The 2,425-nt window shown below is 59.8% G+C and carries 2 protein-coding genes and 1 pseudogene; all 3 read right to left on the bottom strand.

The window, feature by feature from the left end; translation table 11 throughout:
• Positions 1-168: 168 nt before the first annotated feature.
• A complete protein-coding gene (gene tnpC, locus AWB78_RS42125; RefSeq protein WP_074173732.1) occupies positions 169-1,785 on the bottom strand; it encodes an IS66 family transposase in 1,617 nt (538 codons plus the stop codon).
• An 83-nt stretch (positions 1,786-1,868) separates the two neighbouring features.
• On the bottom strand, positions 1,869-2,222 hold the full coding sequence (gene tnpB / locus AWB78_RS44900; RefSeq protein WP_074173733.1) for an IS66 family insertion sequence element accessory protein TnpB: 354 nt from the start codon (positions 2,220-2,222) through the stop codon (positions 1,869-1,871).
• Positions 2,222-2,425 (bottom strand): annotated as a pseudogene (locus AWB78_RS49120) (hypothetical protein); the annotation flags it as partial. The gene tnpB and the pseudogene AWB78_RS49120, both read right to left, overlap by 1 nt.

Consider the following 2,425-nt stretch of genomic DNA (forward strand, 5'->3'; position numbering starts at 1 on the left):
GTATCCGCTAATTTACGCACACCGTAGCGAGAATTGTTCGCAATGACTGGGCGAGCGTAGGCGCATCGCGACGATCGGAAGCGATCAGCGACGTCCACGGTCATGGCCATGTGTTTTGGCTCGATGAGGATACGCCGAGCGCTACGTTCGGCGTATCCTTGGGGTAAGCTACTCGGATTGAACGGGGATCGTTTGCTGCTTGGCGAAGTTGAATGGCAGCAGGTCTGTGACGTCATCGTCCTGCGCGCGCTGCGGTAGCTCCTTGAGCACGTGCAGCAAATACGCGTAAGGCTCGACATCACAGGCGCGGCAAGTCAGCATCAGACTGTAGATCATGGCCGACGCTTTGGCGCCCTCGACGGTGTCGCTAAAGAGCCAGGCCTTGCGTCCCGTGGCGAAGGGCCTGATGTCGCGTTCCAGGACGTTGTTGTCCGCGCTCGCCAGACCGTGATCCACATAACGGCTCAGATATTGCCACTGATTTCGCGTATAACTGATCGCCTTGCCCAATAGGCTCTCGGGCAGCACCAATGGCGCTTGCTCATCAAGCCACGACTTGAACGCTGCGAGCAACGGCACGCTGTGTTGCTGGCGTAATCGATAGGTGTAGTCGATTCGGGTTTCGCCCTCAGGCGGGTCCTGACGCGCGAGCGCTTCAACCCGATAGAGCGCTTGGAAGAACTCCAGTGCTTTCTCGATGCGCGCGCCAGGTTTTTTCTGACCCTTGCGCGCTTCGATGAACGCGCGTCGAGCGTGAGCCAGACATCCAAGGTGAGTGGGCCCTTTGAGCGTGCGCCAAGCGCTATAGCCGTCGCTCATCAACAAGCCTTCGTAGCCCGCCAGAAACGCCTGCGGATATTGCGCGCCACGACCCGGCTGATAGTCGAACAAGACCACCGGCTCTTCACTGTCTTGGGCGCTTCTATAACACCACATGTACGAGGTGCTTTGCGCGCTCTTACCCTCTTCGTTGAGCACTTGCACCGTCGTCTCGTCGCCGTGAATCAGGCCTTGGCTGCGCAGCACGCGTTTGAGCGCCGCGAACAGGCGGCTGTAATGAAGCTGCGCCGGACGGATGATCCAGTTGGCCAACGTGCTACGACTCACGGCAATGTCCGAACGCCCCAGCACGTGTTCCATGCGATAGAGGGGCGTGCCGTCAACGTACTTGCCTGCCGTCACGGTGGCAATCATCGCGGGACTGGCAATGCTGCCCGGGATCGGTTGCACAGGCATCGGCGCGGTCACGATGGGCGTCGTTTGAGCATGACGCTCGCAATGACGACACGCATATTTGAAACGTGCATGTTGCAGCACCGAGGCCTTGACTTCGATGTGCAACTGCTCGCTCACCTCTTCGCCCATGCGGTGCAGGGCGTGTTGACAGCACGGGCAAACCTTCTGCTCATCGGGCAGATCGTATTCGATACGCTGGCGCGGCAAATGGGCGGGCAGCGGTTTGCGGCCTCGCTTGGCCGGCGGATTTGCATCCACTTCGGGCAGCCCCGTGTCGGGCAAGCAGCGAGCATCTTGCTCGAGCTCGTCCTCGAGCGAAGCCGGCGCAGCGGCGCTTTGCTCGGCTTCGTTAAAGAGGCGATCCTTGAGCTTCTCACTGCTGGGCGCAAAACGCTTGTCTTGCGCCAGGCGAAACAGCTCTTCGAGCTGCTGCACGCGTTGCATGAGCTCGCCATTGTGTTTCTCGAGCGCACGGATGCGGGCGATCAATTGTTCGGGCGACAGAGCCGTGAGCTCGTCGTTGGATGAAGGGCGGCGCTTGGTTTTCATGTCGCCACGATAGCCGAGCGCTCGCCCTGAACGGTTTACGTCAAGCCATCAGCAAGTATGATCGATTCTCAGCGTCATGCGTCTCAGCTCGTATGTCGATAGGTTCGCTTGGGATGCCGGCACACCGCTTCGATGTCGATACCGTCGAGCAACCAATGCAGTTGCTCAGTTGTCAATTCGACCACCTCGCGTTGTCGCCGTGGCCAACAGAAACGATCCGCTTCGAGACGCTTGATCATGAGCCAGAACCCCGAGCGATCGTACAGCACAAGCCGCACGCGGTTACTGCGGCGATTACGGAAGACGAACACCGCATGGGCAAAAGGGTCCAGCCGCATCGACTGCTCGATCAGCGCCACCAGACCGTTGATTCCAAGACGACCGTCAACCGCCTCCCGATGCACATAGACCCGAAGGTTTGCCTCAAACCGGAACATCAGCTTACCCTCAGCGCATCGATGACCATCGTCATCCAGGCCGTATCCTGAGCGCCACAATGAACCTGGAGGTGTATGCCGTTGGGCAGTTGCGCGACTAAGTGCGGTGAGCTCAGCGCTCGGCCTGCCTGCGAGTCCGGCAACGCAGTTGAACCGCCAAGCTGCGGCGGCAAAAGCCTCGGTGCGCCGTCACCCACGAGCTT

The organism is Caballeronia calidae, assembly GCF_900044055.2.
Taxonomy (GTDB): Bacteria; Pseudomonadota; Gammaproteobacteria; order Burkholderiales; family Burkholderiaceae; genus Caballeronia; species Caballeronia calidae.